This window comes from Novosphingobium sp. TK71 (assembly GCF_055361505.1).
In genome coordinates this window covers 3,269,802-3,290,028 of sequence record NZ_CM143962.1, presented here as the reverse complement: position 1 = coordinate 3,290,028, position 20,227 = coordinate 3,269,802, and the positions used below count along the sequence as shown (strand labels likewise).

Below are 20,227 nucleotides of genomic sequence, written 5' to 3'. Positions count from 1 at the left end.
GTCTTTTCGGGTCCTGAAAGGCCGATCGCGCCGCGATCAGTCCTCCTTGAGGAACGCCGGCAGGTGGTCGGGATCGCCGCCGCCGTTGCCGCCATCACGCGGACCACGGGGACCGCGATCGCCGCGCGGGCCACGATCGTTGCCGCCACGGCCGCCGTCACGGCGCGGACCACGACGGTCACCGCCGCGATCGTCGCGGGGACCACGATCGCCGCGCGGTTCGCGCGGTTCGCGGGCCGGACGGGTGTCTTCCAGCTCGGCACCGGTTTCCTGGTCGACGACGCGCATCGACAGGCGAACCTTGCCGCGCGGATCGATCTCGAGGACCTTGACCTTGACTTCCTGGCCTTCCTTCACGACGTCGGTCGGCTTTTCGACACGCTCGTTCTTCATTTCGGAGACGTGGACGAGACCGTCCTTGCCGCCCATGAAGTTCACGAAAGCGCCGAAGTCGACGATGTTGACGACCTTGCCGTTGTAGATCTTGCCGACTTCCGCTTCCTCGACGATGCCGAGGATCCACTTCTTGGCGGCCTCGATCTGGGCGATGTCGGACGACGAGATCTTGATCACGCCTTCATCGTCGATGTCGACCTTGGCGCCGGTTTCGGCGACGATCTCGCGGATGACCTTGCCGCCGGTGCCGATGACGTCACGGATCTTCGACTTGTCGATCTGGATCGTCTCGATGCGCGGGGCGTGAGCCGACAGTTCGGTACGCGAGGAACCGAGGGCCTTGGTCATTTCACCCAGGATGTGCGCGCGGCCGGCCTTCGCCTGCTCGAGCGCCTTGCCCATGATTTCCTTGGTGATGCCGGCGATCTTGATGTCCATCTGCATCGTGGTGATGCCGAGTTCGGTGCCTGCAACCTTGAAGTCCATGTCGCCGAGGTGATCCTCGTCGCCCAGGATGTCCGAGAGGACGGCGAAGTCTTCGCCTTCCAGGATCAGGCCCATGGCGATGCCCGAAACCGGACGGATCACGGGAACGCCCGCGTCCATCATGGAAAGGCAGCCGCCGCAGATCGTCGCCATCGAGGACGAGCCGTTCGACTCGGTGATGTCCGACAGGATGCGGATGGTGTAGGGGAAGTCTTCCTTGGCGGGCAGCACCGGGTGCAGCGCGCGCCATGCCAGCTTGCCGTGGCCGATTTCGCGGCGGCCCGGAGCGCCGAAGCGACCCACTTCGCCGACCGAGTAGGGCGGGAAGTTGTAGTGCAGCATGAACGACGAGTACGACAGGCCTTCGAGGCCGTCGATCATCTGCTCGGCGTCCTTTGTGCCCAGGGTGGTGGTGCAGATCGCCTGCGTTTCACCGCGGGTGAACAGCGCCGAACCGTGGGTGCGCGGCAGGAAGCCGACCATCGATTCGATGGGGCGGACCTGGTCGAGCTTGCGGCCGTCGATACGCTTGCCGTCCTTGAGGATGGCGCCGCGAACGATTTCCGCTTCCAGCTTCTTCATGGTCTTGATGGCGACCATCTGCGTCTGCGGCGTTTCGTCCGAGAAGGCTTCCTTGGCCTTGGCACGGGCGGCGTTCAGCGCATTGGCGCGGGCCGACTTGTCGGTCAGCTTGTAGGCGGCGGTAACGTCCTTGCCGACGGCCTTCTTGAGCTTCGCCTTGATGTCGGCGGTATTGTCCGACAGGTCGATTTCCCAGGGGTCCTTGGCGGCCTGCTCGGCGAGGTCGATGACAAGGTTCACGACCTTGCGGCATTCGTCATGCGCGAACATGACGGCGCCGAGCATCTCTTCCTCGGTCAGTTCCTTGGCTTCCGATTCCACCATCATCACGGCGTTGCCGGTAGCGGCGACGACGAGATCGAGGCGGCCATCGGCCAGCGCGGCGGTCTGCTTCGGGTTCAGCGTGTATTCGCCGTCGACGAAGCCGACGCGGCAGGCGCCGATCGGGCCCATGAAGGGCACGCCCGAGATGGTGAGAGCGGCCGAAGCGGCGATCATCGCAACGATGTCGGCCTCGGTTTCGCCGTCATAGCTCAGGACCTGGCAGATGACGTTGATTTCGTTGTAGAAACCTTCGGGGAACAGCGGACGGACCGGACGGTCGATCAGGCGGCTGGTCAGCGTTTCCTTTTCGGTGGCGCCGCGTTCGCGCTTGAAGAAGCCACCCGGGATGCGTCCTGCGGACGAAAACTTTTCCTGGTAGTGCACGGTCAGCGGGAAGAAGTCCTGGCCTTCCTTCACCGACTTGGCGGCGGTAACCGCGCAGAGCACGACCGTTTCGCCATAGGTGGCGAGGACCGCGCCGTCAGCCTGACGGGCAACGCGGCCGGTTTCCAGAGTGAGCGTCTTGCCGCCCCACTCCATGCTTACGGTTTTGACGTCGAACATAAGAGGTTTTCCTCAGCCCACCGGCCCTATTGCACGGCGGGGTTTACTGCCGGGTATGCCGTCCCGGTCCGGTATGGAGCCGCTGTGGGGCCCCTGGGTCTGCCGCCGAATTGCGGACCGACCCCTGATGCAAGAAGCGGCCCGCTAGGGGCCGCCTCCCGTTAGTCTTACTTACGCAGACCCAGCTTCTGGATCAGGGCGTTGTACCGCGCGACGTCCTTCTTCTTAAGGTAGTCGAGCAGCGAGCGGCGCTTGTTGACCATGGCCAGCAGACCGCGACGCGAGTGGTTGTCCTTGTGGTGAGCCTTGAAGTGCTCGGTCAGGTTGCGGATGCGCTCGGTGAGGATCGCGACCTGAACTTCCGGGCTGCCCGTGTCGCCAGCGACGCGTGCGTTGTCCGAAATGATGTCCTGCTTCTTTTCAGCGGTAACCGACATAAACTTTACTCCGCGACATCCGATAGGTTGAACCCCCTGACAACGCGGGCTTCGCCGCCCGAAAGCTCCATGAGCGCGACGGGAATGATCCCTTCTCGCGCCCAGCAGAGCCCGTCATCATGGGGCAGTCCGGTCAGAACGCGGCCCTGTCGGACCGCCCTTGCCTGCTCCGGACCGAGGTCGATGGCCGGGATGTCGTCCAGCCCCACCTCAAGTGGCAAGAGTATCTGTTCAAGCGGTGCGCCCTTGCCGATTTCGTTCAATTTGTCCAGCGAAATCGCGTGAGACAGGTCGAACGGGCCGGCCTTCACGCGGCGCAGCATGGTCACTGTTCCGCGCGTTCCAAGAGCTTGCGCGACGTCCCGGGCCAGGGATCGGATATAGGTTCCCTTGGAGACGTGGGCGAGCAATGTCGCCCCCTCTTCCGGATCGAATCGTTCGAGGCGCAGATCGAGGATAGTGACCGCGCGGGTCTTCAGCTCGACCTCCTGCCCGGCACGCGCAAGGTCGTAAGCACGCTCGCCATCGACCTTCAGGGCGGAATAGATCGGCGGCACCTGTTCGATCGGGCCGGTGAAGCGCGGCAACACCGCCTCCACCTGCTCAAGCGCCGGGCGCACGTCGCTTGTGGCGATCACTTTGCCTTCGAGGTCGAGCGTGTCGGTTTCCGAACCGAAGCGCACGGTGAAAAGGTAGCTCTTGCTGGCATCGAGCATGCGCCCGGCCAGCTTGGTCGCCTCGCCCAGCGCAACCGGCAGCACGCCGGTAGCCAGCGGATCGAGTGTGCCGCCGTGGCCGACCTTCACCTTCTTGCCATAGCCCGCCTCGCGCAAGTTGCGCTTCACGGCGGCGACGGCCTGCGTCGAGCCTAGCCCCAGCGGCTTGTCGAGGATGATCCAGCCATGCGGAGCCGGGCGAGTCTGGGCGGGTGCATTCATCCCTCTCCCCAAGTCGCGCCGGGCCGGTTTGTCAACGATCGTCCGCCGAAACGGCGGCTCAGTATCCTGCCACGAACTGCGCGAGGGCGTAGTAGTGCCCCGTCGCCCACATGACCGGCGGCACGACAAGGCGGCCGACCAGCCCCCACTGCGGGAAGAAGTAGGGAACGACGAGCAGGAGCACGATCAACAGCGGAAAACCATAGGGGCGAAGCCGTGCATAGGGCTCCGCCAGCCCGCGCGGCAGCAGTCCCTCGACGATGTGCGATCCGTCGAACGGCGGGATCGGCAGGAGGTTGAACAGCGCGAGGAAGACGTTGATCATGATGAAGTTGTTGAGGTTCTGCCCGGCGAACTGAAGCACATCGCTCTCGGACGACCCCGCCAGCCTCACCAGCAGTCCCAGCAGCACCGCGCCGATCGCCGCCAGCACGAGATTGGAAACCGGCCCCGCCGCCGCGACCACCATCATCCCCCGCTTCGGATCGCGCAGGCGCCAGCGGTTGACCGGCACCGGCTTGGCCCATCCGAAGATCGGCGCGCCCGCCAGCGCCAGCGCACCGGGGAGGATGACCGTGCCCACAGGATCGACGTGGCGCAGCGGATTGAGCGACAGCCGCCGCTGCTCCCGCGCGGTGGGGTCGCCCAGCGCGAGCGCGGTCCAGCCATGCGCCACTTCGTGGAAGACGATGGCAAGGATCAGGGGAATGACGAGCGCCGCGGCCTGCAGCAGGGTCTGGTTCATGCCCGTGATCTAGGTGCGCAGGCGCTCGCCCGCAATGGGCCCGTCACCGCCCGAGCGCTTCGCCGAAATGCTTGCGGCACAGCGCCACATAGCGATCGTTGCCGCCGATCTCGGTCTGCGCGCCTTCGTGGACGGCGCCGCCCGCGGCATCGACCCGCAAGTTCATCGTCGCCTTGCGGCCGCAGTGGCACACGGCTTTCAGTTCGATCAGGGCATCGGAGATACCCAGCAATACCGCCGAACCGGGGAACAGTTCGCCCCGGAAATCGGTGCGCAGCCCGTAGCACAGCACCGGAATGTTCAGCCGGTCGGCGATATGGGCGCATTGCCAGGCCTGCCCAGGCGTCAGGAACTGCGCCTCGTCGACCAGCACGCAGGACAGCGGCTCCACCGCGTGGACCGCCTTCACGTGTGCCACCAGGTCGGTATCGGTCAGAAAACGGCGTGCTTCGGCATGGAGGCCGATGCGGCTTTCGATCGCGTGATCCTCGCCGCGCGCCTCGCTGCGGTCGTCCAGCCCCGCGGTCCAGAGCATCGTGCGCATGCCGCGTTCGTGGTAATTGAAATTCGCCTGAAGCAAAGTCGCCGACTTCCCGGCATTCATGCTGGCATAGTAGAAATAGAGCTTGGCCATCGCGACTGGGGATAACATGCGTATTCCCGGCCTGCACGGCACACACGGCGATTGTCCCCGCTTGAATGAATTGTTCCGCCGCTATCTAATCCCGCTCGAACGACAACCGTGGTTGGAGTTGGGCATGAAGAGATGGATCGCCGTCATCGTGATCTTCGCGCTGGCCGGGCTGACCACCGGGTATCTGGCGCTCGCTCCGCGTGCCGCCCATGCCACCGGCTCGCTGCGGCAATTGCTGGACACGCTGGACCAGCGCGCCGCCGATCTCGTTTCGCTCCTTGGCCATACCGGCGCGCTGATCGCACCGCTCGCGCTGGCTCTCGTGCTGTCGCTGGCCGTTCTCCTCGCCGCCCGCTTCGCGCGCCGCAAGCCCGCGCCCGGTCCGGTCTGGCGGCCCGAACCGCTGACCGACGAACAGCGCATCGCCGGGCCGCACGGCCGGTTCGCGCCCTCGCCGCCGACCACCGGCGAACCCGGAGACTTCGCTCCTCCGCCGCGCCCCGTCGTCCTTGTCCGCAAGCCGCGCGAGCGCGGGCGCGACTGGTTCGGCGATGCAAGCTGGCTCGGCGGCCTGCCCCGGCTCGGCAAGACCCCGTGGCCGAGAGACGAGAACGGCGTGCCGCTGCCCTTCGCCGCGCAGATCGATCTGGCGGAACTCGCCGCGGCATGCCCGGAAAGCCCGCTGCCGCATCAGGGTTCGCTTGCCTTCTTCGCCGGTTCGGGCGCGGTCATCCCGGTGCCGCCGGGCAGCGGCGATTTCTCCGCCCCGCCTGCCCAGCTGCCTCCTGCGGATGACGAAGGCGGCCATGCGCTTCCCGCTGATGCCGCCCGTCTCGGCCACAGCTTCTTTCCATACTGGCCGGTGGAGCCGGTAGCCATCACCCTGCCTGACGAACTGAGCGATTACCGCGAGATCGGAAATGACGAGGCGATCGAACAGGCCATGCTGGATCGCCTGCGCGCCCGCTATCCCCTGCGGACCGGGCCATTCACGGTGGAAGAGCCGGTTACCTGGATGTGGTGGCACGGCGCGATCCATCTGGCCACGGAGTTCCGCGCCGCGATGGACCGCGCCCCGCGCCTGATCGCATTGCGAGAGGACCGCACCGCCGCCGCCCGCGCCGATCTCGACATGCTGGAAGACGATCCCTCGACCACCCCGCTCCAGCTCGAAGCGGCGCGGCGCGCGCTGGATCGGGAAGATGCGCGGCTTCGGGCCATCCGGGCGCAGTACGAAGCCCTGCCGCAAGTCATCGCCGCGATGGACGGCTTCGTCGATGGCCGCGATCCCTGGGCGCCGCTGGGCGCGGAGGAACTGGCGGTGGTGCGGGACGTGCTCTCTCACGTCCACCGGGACTGCGGGGAACTGGTCCGGCAACACGCGCCCCGCAGCCCTGCGGAACTGGCGGCGCTTTCACTGCGGGCGATGGTTTCGGGACCGCCGGAAGCGCTGCCGCAGATACCGGATGCGGAACTGGCGCGGATCAACGCGGGCTTCCGCCTCGCCAACCTGCACCAGCACCAGGTCTTCGGCCCCGGCAGCCGCCACCACGCCGCGCGCGACGATCATCGCGGCGACGTGCTGCTGCTGCAGCTCGGCCATGACGACATGATGGAATGGAACTGGGGCGAGCTTGGGCTCTACCAGTTCTGGATCGCCCCGCATGACCTTGCCGAAGGCCGGTGGGACAAGGTCGCACTCACTTTCGAGGCGGGCTGAGGCGATCCCGGATACCCGCGCTCAGGCGGGCCAGGTCATTCCTCGCCGGCGCTGTCCTGCAGATCGCGCTTCACGCGCGGGTCGTTCAGCAGCGAATCGATACGGCTGGCCTCGTCGAAGGTCTCGTCGGCGCGGAACCGGATCTTCGCCGCGTAGCGCAGCTTGAGCCGCTGGGCGACCTCGCGCTGGAAGAACGCGGTGTGCGTGCGCAGCGCCTTGAGCACCGCTTCCTCGTCCTCGCCCAGCAGGGGCTTCACGAAAACGTTCGCATGTCGCAGATCGGGCGTCATGCGCACTTCGGTAACGGACACCGCATGCGTGCTGAGCGTCTGGTCGTGCACCTGCTGGCGGGTGAGAATCTCTGAAAGGACGTGACGCACCTGTTCGCCCACCTTCAGGAGGCGGACGGCGTGCTGCTCGGGAGTTACTTGCTGGCGTACCATGGCTTTGTCCCATGTGGGCTGACGACGACAATTTGCAACAATTGATTACGGCTCGAAAGCCGCTTTGTGTGGTTTAGCTCCTGCAAGTCATACTTCGAGGAGCTACCGAATGAGGAATTTCACCGCTGCCCTGCTCGCCGCCGCCCTGCTCGCGCCGACCGTGGCGGCGCCGGCCATGGCCGCCCCCGGCAGCCACGAGCCTGACCGTTCGCAGGCCCATTCGCAGCAGTCGAACCACGCGCCGGCCAGGAAGGCCCCGCAGCAGAACAAGGGTTCGCACCAGTTCCGCAAGGGCGAGAAGTTCGACCGCAACCGCGCCTCGAACTACCAGGTCGTCGACTATCGCAAGTACCGCAACGTGAAGGCGCCGCCGCGCGGCTACCACTACGTGCGCTCGGGCAATGACCTGCTGCTGGTGGGCATCACCAGCGGCATCGTCGCCGCCGTGACCAGCGGCATGTTCCGCTGATCGCGTAACGGATCGCGAATGACGGGGCGCCGTGCCGGACCAGGCACGGCGCCCCTTTTCACATCTTGGTCACGATCCGCGCCAGCGTGCGCACGTTGCGCGCCGCGCCCCGGCAGCCGAGCCGCTTCTCGATGAATTCCATCGTCAGCGGGCTTTCTCCCATCGGCCCGCCGAAATCCACGAACAGGCAGCGATCGCCGAGCGCAAGCCGCTCCGCGCCGATACTGCCGTGGTCCCCGACCAGACGGCCGAACTGCTGCTTGGTCGGCTGCCGTTCCAGCAGCACGGTATGGACGAAGGCGTCGTCACTTCCCACGAAGGGATTTTCCTCCACCGCCGCGCGAATTTCGTCGCGATTGCGGACGGCCGTGTAGGCCGACATGTCGAAGCGGTCGCGCATCAGGTAGGAGAGCAGATCCTCCAGCCCCTCGGTCGGGCGTTCCTCGTATTCGAACAGGACATTGCCGCTGGAGATCACCGTTTCGGCATTCTCCAGTTCCTCGCGCTCGAAGGCATAGCGCAGATCCGCCATCGACAGGCGATCCCCGCCGACGATCAGCGAGGCAAAAAAGGCGCAGTAGCGGGTCATCGGTTCACCATCATGGCCAGGGAATGCGGGCAGCAGGCCGAAGAGCGGCCCCGGTATCCACCCACATCCCGACGTTTCAAACAGACCGGCAAGGGAAGCATCGGCATTTCCGCCCTGCGCCTTGCGGCGGCCCGGCTCCCCAAAGACCGACGGCCACCGCCGGGCTTCATGCCCGACGGTGGCCGTCCGATACTCAGGAGCCGAAGCCCTGCAAGCCTGGTCCTGCGGACCTTAGCCGACAGTACGCTCGCGGTGGCTGACTTCGAAGACTTCGAGGTGGTCGCCCGCCTTGATGTCGTTCGTATCGGCCAGCACGACACCGCATTCCAGACCGGCGCGCACTTCGTCCACGTCGTCCTTGAAGCGGCGCAGCGAGGAGATCGTGGTCGCCGAAACGATGACATCGTTGCGGGTAAGACGCGCGCTGAGACCCTTGCGGATGAAGCCGTCGACAACGAGCAGACCTGCTGCCTTGTCGCGCTTGCCGGCCGGGAAGACCTGCTTGACCTCGGCGCGGCCGACGACGGTTTCGATACGTTCCGGACCCCAGATGCCGGCCATCTGCTTGGCGACTTCGGCGGTCAGTTCATAGATGATGTCGTAGTACATCATCGGCGTCTTGGTCTTCTCGATCTGCTCGCGCGCCTTGGCGTTCGGGCGGACGTTGAAGCCCACGATCGGCGCACCCGAGGCCGAAGCCAGGGCCACGTCGGTTTCGGTGATGGCACCGACGCCCGAATGCAGGATGCGAACCTTGATCTCGTCGTTCGAAAGGGCATGGAGCGCGGCGTTGATCGCCTCGACCGAGCCCTGCACGTCCGCCTTGACCACCACCGGATACTCGATGACGCTCTGCTTGGCGGCAAGCGCCGAGAACATCGTGTCGATGCTGGCGGGAGCCGTGGCGGTGCGCTTGGCGGTCGCCTGTTCCTGACGGTAGGCCGAAACCTCGCGGGCACGCTGCTCGCTGTCGACGACGGTCAGCTTGTCACCGGCCATCGGCACACCGCCGATACCCAGCACTTCGACCGGCATCGACGGCGGCGCCGCCTTCACCTGACGGCCCTTGTCGTCGAGCATGGCGCGCACGCGGCCGCTCTCGGTGCCGACGACGAGGATGTCGCCGACCTTCAGGGTGCCGCGGTTGACCAGCACGGTCGCCAGCGGGCCCTTGCCCTTGTCGAGCTTGGCTTCGATCACGGTCGCCTCGGCCTCGCGGTCGGGGTTGGCCTTGAGCTCCATCAGTTCGGCCTGGAGCAGGATCTTCTCGATCAGCTCGTCCAGACCGGCGCCCGTCTTGGCCGAAACCTCGACGTCCTGCACGTCGCCCGACATCGCCTCGACGACGATCTCGTGCTCCAGCAGACGCTCGCGGACACGCTGCGCATTGGCTTCGTGCTTGTCGATCTTGTTGATCGCCACGATCATCGGCACGCCGGCGGCCTTGGTGTGATTGATGGCCTCGATCGTCTGCGGCATGATGCCGTCGTCGGCGGCGACCACCAGGATGACGATGTCGGTGACGTTCGCACCGCGCATGCGCATCTGGGTGAAGGCAGCGTGGCCGGGCGTGTCCAGGAAGGTGACGAGATCGCCGCCCTTGGTCTTGATCTGGTAGGCGCCCATGTGCTGGGTGATGCCGCCCGCTTCGCCGCGAACCACGTCGGTACCGCGCAGCGCATCGAGCAGCGAGGTCTTGCCGTGGTCGACGTGGCCCATGATCGCCACGACCGGGGGACGCGACTTCAGGGTCTCGACCGCATCGACGTCGGCCGAAGTGTCGATGTCGACATCGCTTTCGGACACGCGCTGGATGTTATGGCCGAATTCGGTGACGAGCAGTTCGGCGGTATCCTGGTCGATCGTCTGGTTGACGGTGACCATCATGCCCATCTTGAACATCGCCTTCACCAGGTCGGCGCCCTTTTCGGCCATGCGGTTCGCCAGTTCCTGCACGGTGATCGCCTCGGGGACGACCACGTCGCGGACCTGCTTTTCACGCTGCTGCGTGTAGCCGCCGAAGTGTGCACGGCGTTCCTTCTCGCGGGCGCGCTTGAGCGCGGCGAGCGAGCGGGCGCGGGCGCCTTCGTCCTCGTTGAGCGCACGGTTGACCGTGAGCTTGCCCGACTGGCGGCGATCGCCACCCTTGCGGTCGCGGTCGCCGGGGCGCGGAGCGGGAGCCGGAGCGCCCTTCTTGGCCGCGGCCGGGCCCTTCGCGGCGGTGTTGCCGCCCGAGGTGTTGCCCGAAGAGGTGTTGCCCGAGGCGGCACCCGCCGAACCAGCGTTTGCGGCAGGCGCATTGCCCGAACCGGCGTTGCCGGCATTGGCATTGCCCGAAGCGGCACTGGCGGCGGCCGGAGCCACGGGTTCCGGCTTGCGGATGGGTTCGGGGCGCTTCACCGGGGTGAAACGACGCGGCGCGGGGGCCGGGGCCACGGGCGCTGCGACCGGCGCCGGGGCCGGAGCAGCGGCAGCCTTGGCTTCCGGTGCCTTCACTTCGGCAGGCGCGCTTTCGGCAGCCTTGGCGACCGGAGCGGCAACAGCCGGCTCCACCGGAGCAGCAGCTGCGGCCGGGGCTTCCGGCGCCGGGGCCGCGGCAGGCTCAGGAGCAGCAGGCTCGGGCGTAGCGGACTGGGCCGCCTGTTCCTCTGCCTGGCGAACCTTGGCTTCTTCCTCGGCACGGCGATTATCTTCGGCGCGGCGCTTCTCTTCCTCGTGAGCACGAACCTTTTCTTCGTGTTCACGGCGGTTCGCTTCCTCGAGCGCGGCGAGTCGGGCTTCCTCGGCCTCGCGCTGAAGACGGGCGACTCGCTCCTGCGGAGTCTCGTTCGAGGGAATCGGCTTGCGCGGCGGCGGCGGAGCCGCGCGCTGCGGGGCAGGCTGAGGCGCGGCGGCCTGCGGAGCAGGTGCGGCCTGAGGTGCGGGTGCGGCCTGGGGCGCGGCTTCGACGGCGCCTTCGGAGCCCGGCTTGCCGAGCACCTTGCGGCGCTTTACCTCGACCACGACCTTGTTGGTCCGGCCATGGCTGAAGGTCTGCTTGACCTCACCGGCTTCCACGGAACGCTTAAGCCCCAATGGCTTGCGGCCCAGGGTCGGTTTGTTGTCGGTCTCGCTCATATCTCTCGTCGTGCCCTTCAGTCTCAATTCGTCGCCTCGGGCGCGGCGCTGCGTGCCGGCCCGTTGCCACCATCCATACCGTCCCCGTCCGTCTCGGTGCGGGGCTGCCCCTGGAAATGCAGAAGGCGCTGCAGCAGCGATGCGACTCGTTGAGCCGCTCCGCGATCGTTCAGCGCCAGGTGAACGACGTTGTCGCGGCCCAATGCCACAGACAGCGTCTCCCGGTCCAGAGGCAAGCGTATGCCCTTTAGACCGCTTCCTTCCGCCTCGCTCCCGACTCTCCAGGCCTGGTCGAGCTTGCGCGAGCCGTCTTCGCTCGCATCGGCGGCGTGGGCAAGCCAAGCGACCCGGCCCTCACGCGCGTTCTGCGCGATGCGGTCCGAGCCCATGAGCAGCCTGCCCGATTTCAGTTCGAGGCCCAGCCGGTCGGCCAGTGCGCGGACAAGCGCCTGTTCGATCCGATCGGCAAGGTCTTCGGGGATGGCCAGCGGCGCGCCTTTGTAGGCACGCGCCATCGCCCCTTTCAATTTGCCCTTCTCGAGCGATTTTTCAAGGTCCGAACGAGAAACGCCAATCCACGCGCCGCGCCCGGGGGCACGCGCGTGGATGTCGGGAAGGACCAATCCGTCCGGCGAGATCGCCAGACGGATGAAGTCCTCACGCGCACCGATCTCACCGGAGAGAATGCATTTCCTCTCCGGGCCGGCGCCGTCAATGTCGGAGCTTACGCGCTCATTGCGAGGATTCCGCATCGGCGGCCTCCTCGGTCTGCGGTTCGGACTCTTCCGAGTCCTCGAACCAGTGGGCGCGAGCTGCCATGATGATTTCGTTACCCTGTTCTTCGTTCAGGCCGTACTCGCCGAGTACGCCGCCCTTGTCTTCGTCACGCGCGCGGCGGTTCACCGAACCGTCGCGGCGGCGCTGCTCGGAGCGCTTCTTGGCGATGAGCTCGTCCGTGGCGAGATCGGCCAGGTCGTCCAGCGTCTTGATGCCCGCCTTGCCCAGAACCACCAGCATGGCCTCGGTGAGGTGCGGCAGTTCGGCCAGTGCGTCCTCGACGCCGAGCGCGCGGCGTTCCTCGCGGCTCGCTTCCTCGCGGCGCTCGAGCGCTTCGAGGGCGCGGCTCTGCAGTTCCTCGGCGAGTTCCTCGTCGAAGCCCTCGATCGCGGCCAGTTCGTTCAGCTCGATGTAGCCCACTTCCTCCAGCTCGCTGAAGCCTTCGGCCACCAGCAGCTGCGAGAGGGTTTCGTCGACGTCGAGCTCTTCCTCGAACATCTTGGAGCGCTCGGTGAATTCCTTCTGGCGCTTTTCCGAAGCCTCGGCCTCGGTCATGATGTCGATCTGCGAAGCGGTCAGCTGCGAGGCCAGACGCACGTTCTGGCCGCGGCGGCCGATTGCCAGCGAAAGCTGGTCATCGGGCACGACGACTTCGATGCGGCTTTCTTCCTCGTCGATGACGACGCGGCTGACGGTCGCGGGCTGGAGCGCGTTGACGACGAAAGTCGCGGTGTCCTCGCTCCAGGGGATGATGTCGATCTTCTCGCCCTGCAGTTCCTGCACGACGGCCTGCACGCGACTGCCCTTCATGCCGACGCAGGCGCCGACCGGGTCGATCGAGTGATCGTTGCTGATCACGCCGATCTTGGCGCGAGAGCCCGGATCGCGGGCAGCGGCCTTGATCTCGATGATGCCGTCGTAGATTTCGGGCACTTCCTGCGCGAAGAGCTTCTTCATGAAGTCCGGGTGCGCGCGGGAAAGGAAGATCTGCGGACCGCGGTTCTGGCGCTCGACGCGCATGACCAGCGCGCGGACGCGCTCGCCGACGCGGGCGGCTTCGCGGGGGATCTGCTGGTCGCGGCGGATGACGCCCTCGGCGCGGCCGAGATTGACGATCACGTGGCCGAATTCGACCGACTTGATGACGCCGGTGATGACTTCACCCGCGCGATCCTTGAATTCCTCGTACTGGCGATCACGCTCGGCGTCGCGGACCTTCTGGAAGATCACCTGCTTGGCCGACTGGGCGTCGATGCGGCCGAGATCGACCGGGGGCAGCGGATCGACGATGAAGTCGCCGAGCTGCGCGCCCTTCTGGAGCTTGTCGGCCTGCTTGAGATCGACCTGCTTGAAGTAGTCCTCGACGTTCTCGACCACTTCGACGACGCGCCAGAGACGCAGGTCACCGGTGCGCGGATCGAGCTTCGCGCGAATGTCGTTTTCCGCACCGTAGCGGTTGCGGGCCGACTTCTGGATGGCTTCTTCCATCGCCTCGATGACGATCGACTTGTCGATCATCTTTTCCGAAGCGACGGAGTTCGCGATCGCGAGCAGCTCGGCGCGGTTGGCGGAAATCGCACTGGCCATGGCTTAGTCTTCCTGTTCCTCGACAATCTCGTCGGCCCCGCTGTCGTCCAGCGGGCGGGTTGCTGCGATCAGCCTGTCGGTGAGGACAAGCCTTGCGGAATGAATATCACTGAGCGGAAAGGTCACGCGGCCCGACTTGCGATCGTCCAGCGTCACCACTTCGCCTTCGAGGCCCACCAGATCGCCCTGGAGCGTCTTGCGATTGCCTTCCACCGGCGCCGTCAGCGTGACCTTGGCTTCGTGCCCGGCCCAGTTCACATAGTCCTGCGGACGGGTGAGCGGACGGTCGATGCCCGGCGAGCTGACTTCGAGGCGGTAGGCTTCGCTGATCAGGACTTCACCGGCTTCCTCGAGCGCGTCCATGCGGTCCGACACGCGGTGCGAGAGCTTCACGCAGTCATCGATCACGAGCTGGCCCGTCGCCGGGTTCTCGGCCATGATCTGGAGCGCGATCTCGTCATCGCCCACTTCGCTCTTGCCGAAGATTCGCACGCGCACGAGATCGAATCCGAGGGCCTTTACCTCCGGCTCGATGACTTCGGTGATGCGTGCAATGTCGGCCAAGCCCAGTTCTCCGGTAAGATTCGCGATAATCAAAGCGACATCAGGTGCCACGCAGTTTCGCGCCGGCCCCTTCCGGCGCCAGCCCGAACCTTGTTTCACCAATGTCGGGATGAGGCGCAGATAAGCCCATCGCCGGAAAAATGCAAGAGAGAGTCTTGGCCCTGCACGCGCCCCCGGCGGCGGCGGAAAAATCCGCCTCTTGCGGGATTTCGCGGACGCGGCCCAGCCGCCATGGCCCCTCACCCGGGGAGCGGGACGGCAAGTACATGAAAGTGCAGGCCGGGCGAGTTTCGGGTGGGGGGGGGACCCGCCCGGCCTGCGTCCGGCGGGGGGAGGGCCGCCCGCCGGAAACGCCTATGTCATGCCACCTCGCGGTTCATCAGGTCCGCCCGCCGCATCGAGAGCGCGCGGCGCCCGCCGATCACGAGATGGTCGTAGAATTCGATTCGCGCGCTCCGGCACAGCATCGACAGCCCCCGCGTCGCGATCACGTCCGCCCGGCTCGGGCGGGGATCGCCGGAAGGATGGTTGTGGACCAGCAGCAGCCCCGTTGCCCCGCAAGCCTGCGTTCGCCGCAGCAGCGGCCGGCAGGCGGCGCGGATCGCGGCCACGCCGCCGGCGGTGCAGACCACCTGCCCGATCAGCCGCCCGTCTTCCCCGAACGGCAGTTCCAGCATCACTTCGCTGCGCAGGCAGCCCAGATGAGTCACCAGGGTTTCGAGTAACCGCCGCGATAACGGACGGACCCGGCTGCAACCCGGGACCAGTCCTGCCACGAGGGATCGCTGCCATTCCGCCGCTTGCGAGAGGCATGGAGGATCGTACCGATCGCCATCGCCAGCAAGACCAGGAACGTCGGAGTCCCGCGCATGACGGCGTAGACCGTGGGAGGAACCCCGATATCCGCCCACCGCGCGAAATGCGCGCTCAGGCTCAGAAGCTGCAACGACGCTGCCCATATCGGCCAGACTCTCCGCGCCTGAAGGGCAAGGGCGCCGAAGCCGGCTGCCCCCACCGCATCCGTCAGAAACGAAAGCGGGTCCACACTGGTGAAACCACTGGGCAACAGGCTTTCCCCGCCCAGTTGCAACAGCACCATCGCCAGGATCACTCCGGCGCCCCAGCGCTCCGGCCCGCCGCCCCTCCACAACGAGAAGGAAACCGCCAGGACGAGCACCAGGAAGAATGCCTGCTGTTCCGTATTCTCCAAATGCACCCCCGCCAGCGATCAGGCCGCCGCCATCGCAGCGGTCCGGGCCGATTCATCCGTGTCGATCATATTCTTTTCCGGGCAGCGGATGGGGATGTCCATCGTCTCGGCAAGTTTCGAGAGGTCGCCGTGCGCCCGCACCAGTTCGGAGCGCGCCTCGATCAGGCTGCGCTGCATGTTGGCGACGCGCGCCATCGGGCGCTGGCCGAGATGCGCCACGTTATCGGTGGCCACGCGGGCACGGGCGATTTCGGCGAGAAGTTCACCCGCCTTGGCGAGCAGTTCGTCCATGTCGTCCTCAACCGACCGGATGCTGCGCGCGATCCGCAAGCTGGCAATTTCGGGTGTCATCGATCAAGCTCCTCGGGCCTCGGGGCCCACTGTCGGAAAACGGCTGTCGGAAAAACGAAGGCTTTCCCGAAAGCCGGTCAGCCGGAGCGTGTCAGAGCAGTTTTCCCAGAGCCTGGGCGATCGCCAGCGTCGCCGCCAGGGTCACCGCCATCATCAAGGCCAGTACGAAAACCGCCGCTACGCGCCCCACCCTTCCGAATTTCGCATCGAAAGCCTCCAGTCCCACCGGCTCTGGCATCCGGGTATCGAACCAGTCCGGGTGACGGGCCATGGGCCTGGCATCGGAAAGGACGAAAACCGGATCGATCGGCAGATCCTGTTCATCGTCATCCTCCTCGCCGCCTCCTGCGTCGATACGGGAAAAGTCATATGTGGATTTGCCACATAGCTCCACGAGCCGGGCATAAAGGCGGGCGGTATCCTTGCGGTTGACGGTGCCCCACTTGTCGCGCACCGCAGCGATGCGCTGGTCCACGGTATTGGGGGCGATGCGCAGTTCCCTCGCGATTTCCTTGGTCGTGCGGTGCATCGCCAGCAGATCGAGCACCTCGACCTGCTTCGCCGTCAAGTTTTCCAACAACCCTGTCGCTTCGGAAGCGTCGGCTACGTCGTGCACGTTTGCCCTCAATTTGCGCATTCGGCGCACTATACTGAACTTATCTATAGGTAAAATTACATTAGCCGTGAAGTTGGGAATTATCCGACTTAATATCAACTGGCGGATTCACCTTCGCCGCCGCACGAGGACTGGTGCGATTCGGTCCCGGGCGAGATTAGTCCTGCGTCCTGGCGGGCTCAGCAAGCCGATGCTTCTTCATGCAATGGCGCAACTGGTCGTAAGTCAGCCCGATCGCACTCGCCGCGCGCCGCTGGTTCCAGCGATGACGCTCCAGCGCCTCGACAAGCAGCCCGCGCTCGTATGCCTCGACACTGGCCCGCAACCCCGCCCCCGAAGGCACGGATGAGGGCGAAAGCGAAGACGAAGGCGGGGACGAAAACGAAGGCGGGAGCGGAAGCACGGGTTTGCCAACATCCCCATCCGCCACCGGAGCGGCGGACGGCCGCGCTTCGGCCGAAGGCAGGCGCCACGGGTTCTCGAAGGGGTCGAACACGATCCGGGCGATCGGTTCATGCTCATTGCCCCAGCGATAGACCGCACGCTCCACGACATTGCGCAGTTCGCGCACGTTTCCCGGCCAGGCATGGGCTTCCAGCACGGCGACGGCGCCGGGCGTGAAACCGGGCCACGCCTCCCACTCCAGCTCGCTTGCCATGCGCCGCCCGTAATAGTCGGCAAGTTCGTAGACATCCCCTTCCCGCGCCCGGAGCGGCGGCAGGTTGATGACCTCGAAGCTGAGCCGGTCCAGCAGGTCGGCACGGAACCTGCCCTCTTCGGCCATCCGCGGGAGATCGGCATTGGTGGCCGCCACCACCCGCACATCGACCTGCACCGGCCGCGAGGCGCCGATCCGCGCGATCTCGCCATATTCGACCGCGCGCAGCAGCCGCTCCTGCGCGGCCATCGAAAGCGTGCCCAGCTCATCGAGGAACAGCGTGCCCCGGTCGGCCTCCTCGAACCGTCCGGCCCGCGCGCGGACAGCCCCGGTGAAAGCCCCGGCCTCGTGCCCGAACAGTTCCGCCTCGATCAGGGTTTCCGGCAAGGCCGCGCAGTTCATGGTGATGAGCGGCTCCCCCCAGCGGGGGGACAAGTGGTGGAGGCGCTGGGCGATCAGTTCCTTGCCGGTGCCGCGCTCGCCGATGACGAGCACCGGCCGCCGCACCGCGGCCGCACGGCTGGCGCGCTCCACCGCATCGAGAAAGGCCGTGGACTGGCCGATGAACTGAACGTCGCGTTCCATTCCCGAATATTAGCGAAATTTCCCATTCATTGGCAATTCATCTTTTGCAGGCGCGCGCTGCAAGTCCCTGAAATCGCGGAAATCCGCCCTCTGCGCAATTTGGCACGCCCCTTGCGATGTGAAGGACAAATTCAACGCGACCCGAAGCAAGGACTTGAAAACATGCCTTTCCACGAAGCCAGCATCGCCGACCGCAAGCAGGCCAGCTTCCAGCAGGCCGGTTCCGGGACACGCAGCAAGCTTGACTGGGCGGTCATCGCCGCCGTGCTCGCCATGGGCACGCTGAACCTCGCCGTCATGAGCGACCAGTTCGCCACCAAGGCTCACGCCGCGGCGCCGATCTGCGGAGTTCCGCTGCAGTGAGCAGGCTCGACGCGGAAATCGAAATCCTGCAGAACCCGGCACCGGACGCACCGGCATTCGGCGCCGGACGCGCTTACCGGTTCGATCAGGGCTCCTCGGGCCCGGGTTACAGGGCCGCCAGTTTCAATCGTGCATTCAATGCCGCCTCGATCAAAGGAACCGCCAGGATGGGCATCTTCTCCCGCACTCGCGACATCATCGCCGCCAACTTCAACGACATGCTCGACAAGGCGGAAGACCCGGGCAAGATGATCCGCCTCATCATCCTGGAGATGGAGGAAACCCTCGTCGAGGTCCGCACCAGCAGCGCGCGCACCATCGCCGACCAGAAGGAACTGCGCCGCCACGTCGGCAAGCTCGACAAGCTCCAGGCCGACTGGGGCGACAAGGCCCAGCTCGCGCTGAGCAAGGACCGCGAGGACCTTGCCCGCGCCGCCCTGCTCGAACGCAAGAAGGCCGCCGAGATGGCCGAACAGCTCCGCACCGAGATTGCCGTGCTCGACGATGCCCTGCGCGCTTACGAAGAGGACATCGAGAAGCTCCAGAGCCGCCTGCGCGAGGCCCGCAGCCGCCAGTCCTCGATCGCCGCCCGCTTGCAGAGCGCCGAGAATCGCGTCAAGCTGCGCACCCTGCTGTCCAGCGAGCGCGTGGACGAGGCGCTGGTCCGCTTCGAACAGCTCGAACGCCGCGTCGACTATGCCGAAGGCCGCGCCGAGGCGATGAGCCTGTCCGACAAGCGCCAGCCCTCGCTCGCCGATGAAATCGCCGCGCTCGAGGATGGCGACAGGATCGATGCCGAACTCGCCGAGATGAAGCGCGCCATGGGCGCCGGCAAGGCGACATCGGAATAACAGCGGCGCACCTGGCATCCCGGCAGGTGCATGCCGCCCGCGAAGGGCCATGACCGGGAAAACGGGGACAGCCGGACCTGAAGGGACGGCAGGCCTCACCAGCGTCATCGGCGGCGGCCCGGCCAGGTCCGGGGTCAGCCGCAAGGGGAAAGGGAAAACCAGTGTCACGCGGACAATTCTATCTCGACAAGTCGAACGCCAAGCTCGCCGGCGTCTGCTCCGGTATCGCCGACTATACCGGGGTCGACACGCTCTGGATCCGCATCGCGGCCGTGATGCTCACCTTCTTCGTCTCCTTCGTGACGATCCCGATCTACATCGCGGTCGCCGTGCTGGCGGACAAGCGGCCGATGAGCCTCTACAGCGAGGACGAGGAAGAGCGCCTGCTGCGCCGCATGGAACGCCGCCGCAACCGGCAGGGCTTCGGCCATAACCTGATGCGCGGCACCTCCGGCCGTTCCGCCCTCAACCGTTCGGGCCACTTGCGCAGCGAACTCTCGGACATCGACCGCCGCGTCGCCGAGATGGAAGCGCACTACACCAGCAGCAATTCGCGCCTCGCCGCCGAAATCGACAGCCTGCGCTGACAGGCGCACGGGCAACAGGGACACGATTATGGAAGACTCGATCTGGGCGCTCATCCCGCTGGCACCGTTCATCATCGGCGGCTTTGCGATCTGGACGCGCCACCAGCGCAAGATGGCCGAACTGCAGGTCCAGGCAACCGCCGAGAAGGCCGCGCAATACGCCTCGCACTCGAAGGAACTGGAAGAGCGCGTGCGCGTGCTCGAACGGATCATCACCGACGGCAGCTACGACACCGCGCTCCAGATCGAGGCGCTGCGCGACATTCGCGAAGTGGAAAAGCGCGATGTGGAGAAGACCGCCGTCGATAAGGCGACCCGCCAGTGAGCTTCGGGGACTTCATGGGGCTTGCCGCCGTCATGGCCAGCATGATCGCGATCTCCGCGATCCTTGCCGGGGCCTACAAGCGGCGGCTCGCCTTCCTCGAACGCAAGCTGGAGATCGCTGCGGGGCAGTCCGCCCGGATCGCCGCCGAACAGGCCGCCCGCCACGCCACGCATAATGCCGGGATCGAGAACCGCCTGCGCGCGCTCGAAACCATCATCACCGACGGCGCATGGGACACCGCGCGCCAGATCGAATCCCTGCGCACCGCCGACGGCGAGCCGCGCGCGAACTGAACAAGGGAACCTGACG

The 20,227-nt window shown here is 66.1% G+C and carries 23 protein-coding genes; 7 read left to right on the top strand and 16 right to left on the bottom strand.

All coding sequences use genetic code 11. The annotated features are described in order from the left end of the window. Window positions 1–36: 36 nt before the first annotated feature. From pnp to ACXJ16_RS15565, 5 genes are all read right to left on the bottom strand, one after another. Window positions 37–2,352, bottom strand: coding sequence for a polyribonucleotide nucleotidyltransferase (gene pnp / locus ACXJ16_RS15585; RefSeq protein WP_054437972.1), 2,316 nt, complete (start codon window positions 2,350–2,352; stop codon window positions 37–39). Between the two features lie 167 nt (window positions 2,353–2,519). After that, on the bottom strand, window positions 2,520–2,789 hold the full coding sequence (rpsO, locus tag ACXJ16_RS15580; RefSeq protein WP_021232261.1) for a 30S ribosomal protein S15: 270 nt from the start codon (window positions 2,787–2,789) through the stop codon (window positions 2,520–2,522). A gap of 5 nt (window positions 2,790–2,794) precedes the next feature. Beyond that, window positions 2,795–3,727, bottom strand: coding sequence for a tRNA pseudouridine(55) synthase TruB (gene truB / locus ACXJ16_RS15575; protein ID WP_324696843.1), 933 nt, complete (start codon window positions 3,725–3,727; stop codon window positions 2,795–2,797). A 58-nt stretch (window positions 3,728–3,785) separates the two neighbouring features. Beyond that, a complete protein-coding gene (locus tag ACXJ16_RS15570; protein ID WP_454797726.1) occupies window positions 3,786–4,472 on the bottom strand; it encodes a site-2 protease family protein in 687 nt (228 codons plus the stop codon). Between the two features lie 43 nt (window positions 4,473–4,515). Next, window positions 4,516–5,106, bottom strand: a complete 591-nt coding sequence (locus tag ACXJ16_RS15565; protein ID WP_054437978.1) for a thymidine kinase — start codon at window positions 5,104–5,106, stop codon at window positions 4,516–4,518. 124 nt (window positions 5,107–5,230) lie between these two features. Here ACXJ16_RS15565 and ACXJ16_RS15560 point away from each other — a divergent pair, with 124 nt between their 5' ends. Then, the gene (locus ACXJ16_RS15560) at window positions 5,231–6,826 is read left to right on the top strand and encodes a DUF1963 domain-containing protein (protein WP_463920916.1); all 1,596 of its coding nucleotides are present in this window, start codon (window positions 5,231–5,233) and stop codon (window positions 6,824–6,826) included. A 35-nt stretch (window positions 6,827–6,861) separates the two neighbouring features. Here ACXJ16_RS15560 and rbfA read toward each other — a convergent pair whose 3' ends face one another. Then, window positions 6,862–7,269, bottom strand: coding sequence for a 30S ribosome-binding factor RbfA (gene rbfA / locus ACXJ16_RS15555; protein WP_054437981.1), 408 nt, complete (start codon window positions 7,267–7,269; stop codon window positions 6,862–6,864). A gap of 109 nt (window positions 7,270–7,378) precedes the next feature. On the opposite strand from rbfA, the gene ACXJ16_RS15550 reads away from it, so the two are divergent. Beyond that, window positions 7,379–7,738, top strand: a complete 360-nt coding sequence (locus ACXJ16_RS15550) for an RcnB family protein (protein ID WP_463920915.1) — start codon at window positions 7,379–7,381, stop codon at window positions 7,736–7,738. A gap of 58 nt (window positions 7,739–7,796) precedes the next feature. Here ACXJ16_RS15550 and ACXJ16_RS15545 read toward each other — a convergent pair whose 3' ends face one another. From ACXJ16_RS15545 to pspF, 10 genes are all read right to left on the bottom strand, one after another. Continuing rightward, complete coding sequence (locus ACXJ16_RS15545; protein ID WP_054437985.1) at window positions 7,797–8,327, bottom strand: DUF1697 domain-containing protein; 531 nt, start codon at window positions 8,325–8,327, stop codon at window positions 7,797–7,799. A 231-nt stretch (window positions 8,328–8,558) separates the two neighbouring features. After that, window positions 8,559–11,444 carry a translation initiation factor IF-2 gene (gene infB / locus ACXJ16_RS15540; RefSeq protein ID WP_463920914.1) on the bottom strand — a complete coding sequence of 962 codons (2,886 nt, stop codon included), beginning with the start codon at window positions 11,442–11,444 and terminating at the stop codon, window positions 8,559–8,561. A gap of 23 nt (window positions 11,445–11,467) precedes the next feature. Then, window positions 11,468–12,196, bottom strand: a complete 729-nt coding sequence (locus ACXJ16_RS15535; RefSeq protein ID WP_132469145.1) for a DUF448 domain-containing protein — start codon at window positions 12,194–12,196, stop codon at window positions 11,468–11,470. Then, a complete protein-coding gene (gene nusA, locus ACXJ16_RS15530) occupies window positions 12,177–13,808 on the bottom strand; it encodes a transcription termination factor NusA (protein ID WP_132469146.1) in 1,632 nt (543 codons plus the stop codon). The genes ACXJ16_RS15535 and nusA overlap by 20 nt, the downstream gene beginning before the upstream one ends. Window positions 13,809–13,811: 3 nt before the next feature. Beyond that, window positions 13,812–14,372 carry a ribosome maturation protein RimP gene (gene rimP, locus ACXJ16_RS15525; RefSeq protein ID WP_054438005.1) on the bottom strand — a complete coding sequence of 187 codons (561 nt, stop codon included), beginning with the start codon at window positions 14,370–14,372 and terminating at the stop codon, window positions 13,812–13,814. A 359-nt stretch (window positions 14,373–14,731) separates the two neighbouring features. Then, window positions 14,732–15,082, bottom strand: a complete 351-nt coding sequence (locus ACXJ16_RS15520; RefSeq protein ID WP_243692637.1) for a JAB domain-containing protein — start codon at window positions 15,080–15,082, stop codon at window positions 14,732–14,734. Continuing rightward, entirely contained in the window at window positions 15,079–15,582 is a 504-nt protein-coding gene (locus ACXJ16_RS15515) for a hypothetical protein (RefSeq protein ID WP_463920913.1), read from the bottom strand. Before ACXJ16_RS15515 ends, ACXJ16_RS15520 begins: the two co-directional genes overlap by 4 nt. Before the next feature lie 18 nt (window positions 15,583–15,600). Next, a complete protein-coding gene (locus ACXJ16_RS15510; RefSeq protein ID WP_463920912.1) occupies window positions 15,601–15,933 on the bottom strand; it encodes a hypothetical protein in 333 nt (110 codons plus the stop codon). Between the two features lie 91 nt (window positions 15,934–16,024). After that, window positions 16,025–16,501 (bottom strand): LuxR C-terminal-related transcriptional regulator, encoded by a 477-nt coding sequence (locus ACXJ16_RS15505; RefSeq protein WP_463920911.1) that lies wholly within the window; start codon window positions 16,499–16,501, stop codon window positions 16,025–16,027. A 205-nt stretch (window positions 16,502–16,706) separates the two neighbouring features. Further along, window positions 16,707–17,792, bottom strand: a complete 1,086-nt coding sequence (gene pspF / locus ACXJ16_RS15500) for a phage shock protein operon transcriptional activator (protein ID WP_463920910.1) — start codon at window positions 17,790–17,792, stop codon at window positions 16,707–16,709. Between the two features lie 162 nt (window positions 17,793–17,954). Here pspF and ACXJ16_RS15495 point away from each other — a divergent pair, with 162 nt between their 5' ends. The 5 genes from ACXJ16_RS15495 to ACXJ16_RS15475 all read left to right on the top strand — a co-directional run bounded on the left by ACXJ16_RS15495 (window position 17,955) and on the right by ACXJ16_RS15475 (window position 20,211). Beyond that, complete coding sequence (locus ACXJ16_RS15495) at window positions 17,955–18,155, top strand: hypothetical protein (protein ID WP_054434766.1); 201 nt, start codon at window positions 17,955–17,957, stop codon at window positions 18,153–18,155. Continuing rightward, window positions 18,152–19,006 carry a phage shock protein PspA gene (gene pspA / locus ACXJ16_RS15490; RefSeq protein ID WP_463920909.1) on the top strand — a complete coding sequence of 285 codons (855 nt, stop codon included), beginning with the start codon at window positions 18,152–18,154 and terminating at the stop codon, window positions 19,004–19,006. The genes ACXJ16_RS15495 and pspA overlap by 4 nt, the downstream gene beginning before the upstream one ends. A 161-nt stretch (window positions 19,007–19,167) precedes the next feature. After that, window positions 19,168–19,593: a PspC domain-containing protein gene (locus tag ACXJ16_RS15485; protein WP_054434762.1), complete on the top strand. Its 426-nt coding sequence runs from the start codon at window positions 19,168–19,170 to the stop codon at window positions 19,591–19,593. Window positions 19,594–19,621: 28 nt separating this feature from the next. Then, window positions 19,622–19,918: a hypothetical protein gene (locus ACXJ16_RS15480; protein WP_463920908.1), complete on the top strand. Its 297-nt coding sequence runs from the start codon at window positions 19,622–19,624 to the stop codon at window positions 19,916–19,918. Then, window positions 19,915–20,211, top strand: coding sequence for a hypothetical protein (locus tag ACXJ16_RS15475; RefSeq protein ID WP_132469149.1), 297 nt, complete (start codon window positions 19,915–19,917; stop codon window positions 20,209–20,211). The genes ACXJ16_RS15480 and ACXJ16_RS15475 overlap by 4 nt, the downstream gene beginning before the upstream one ends. Window positions 20,212–20,227 lie beyond the last annotated feature (16 nt).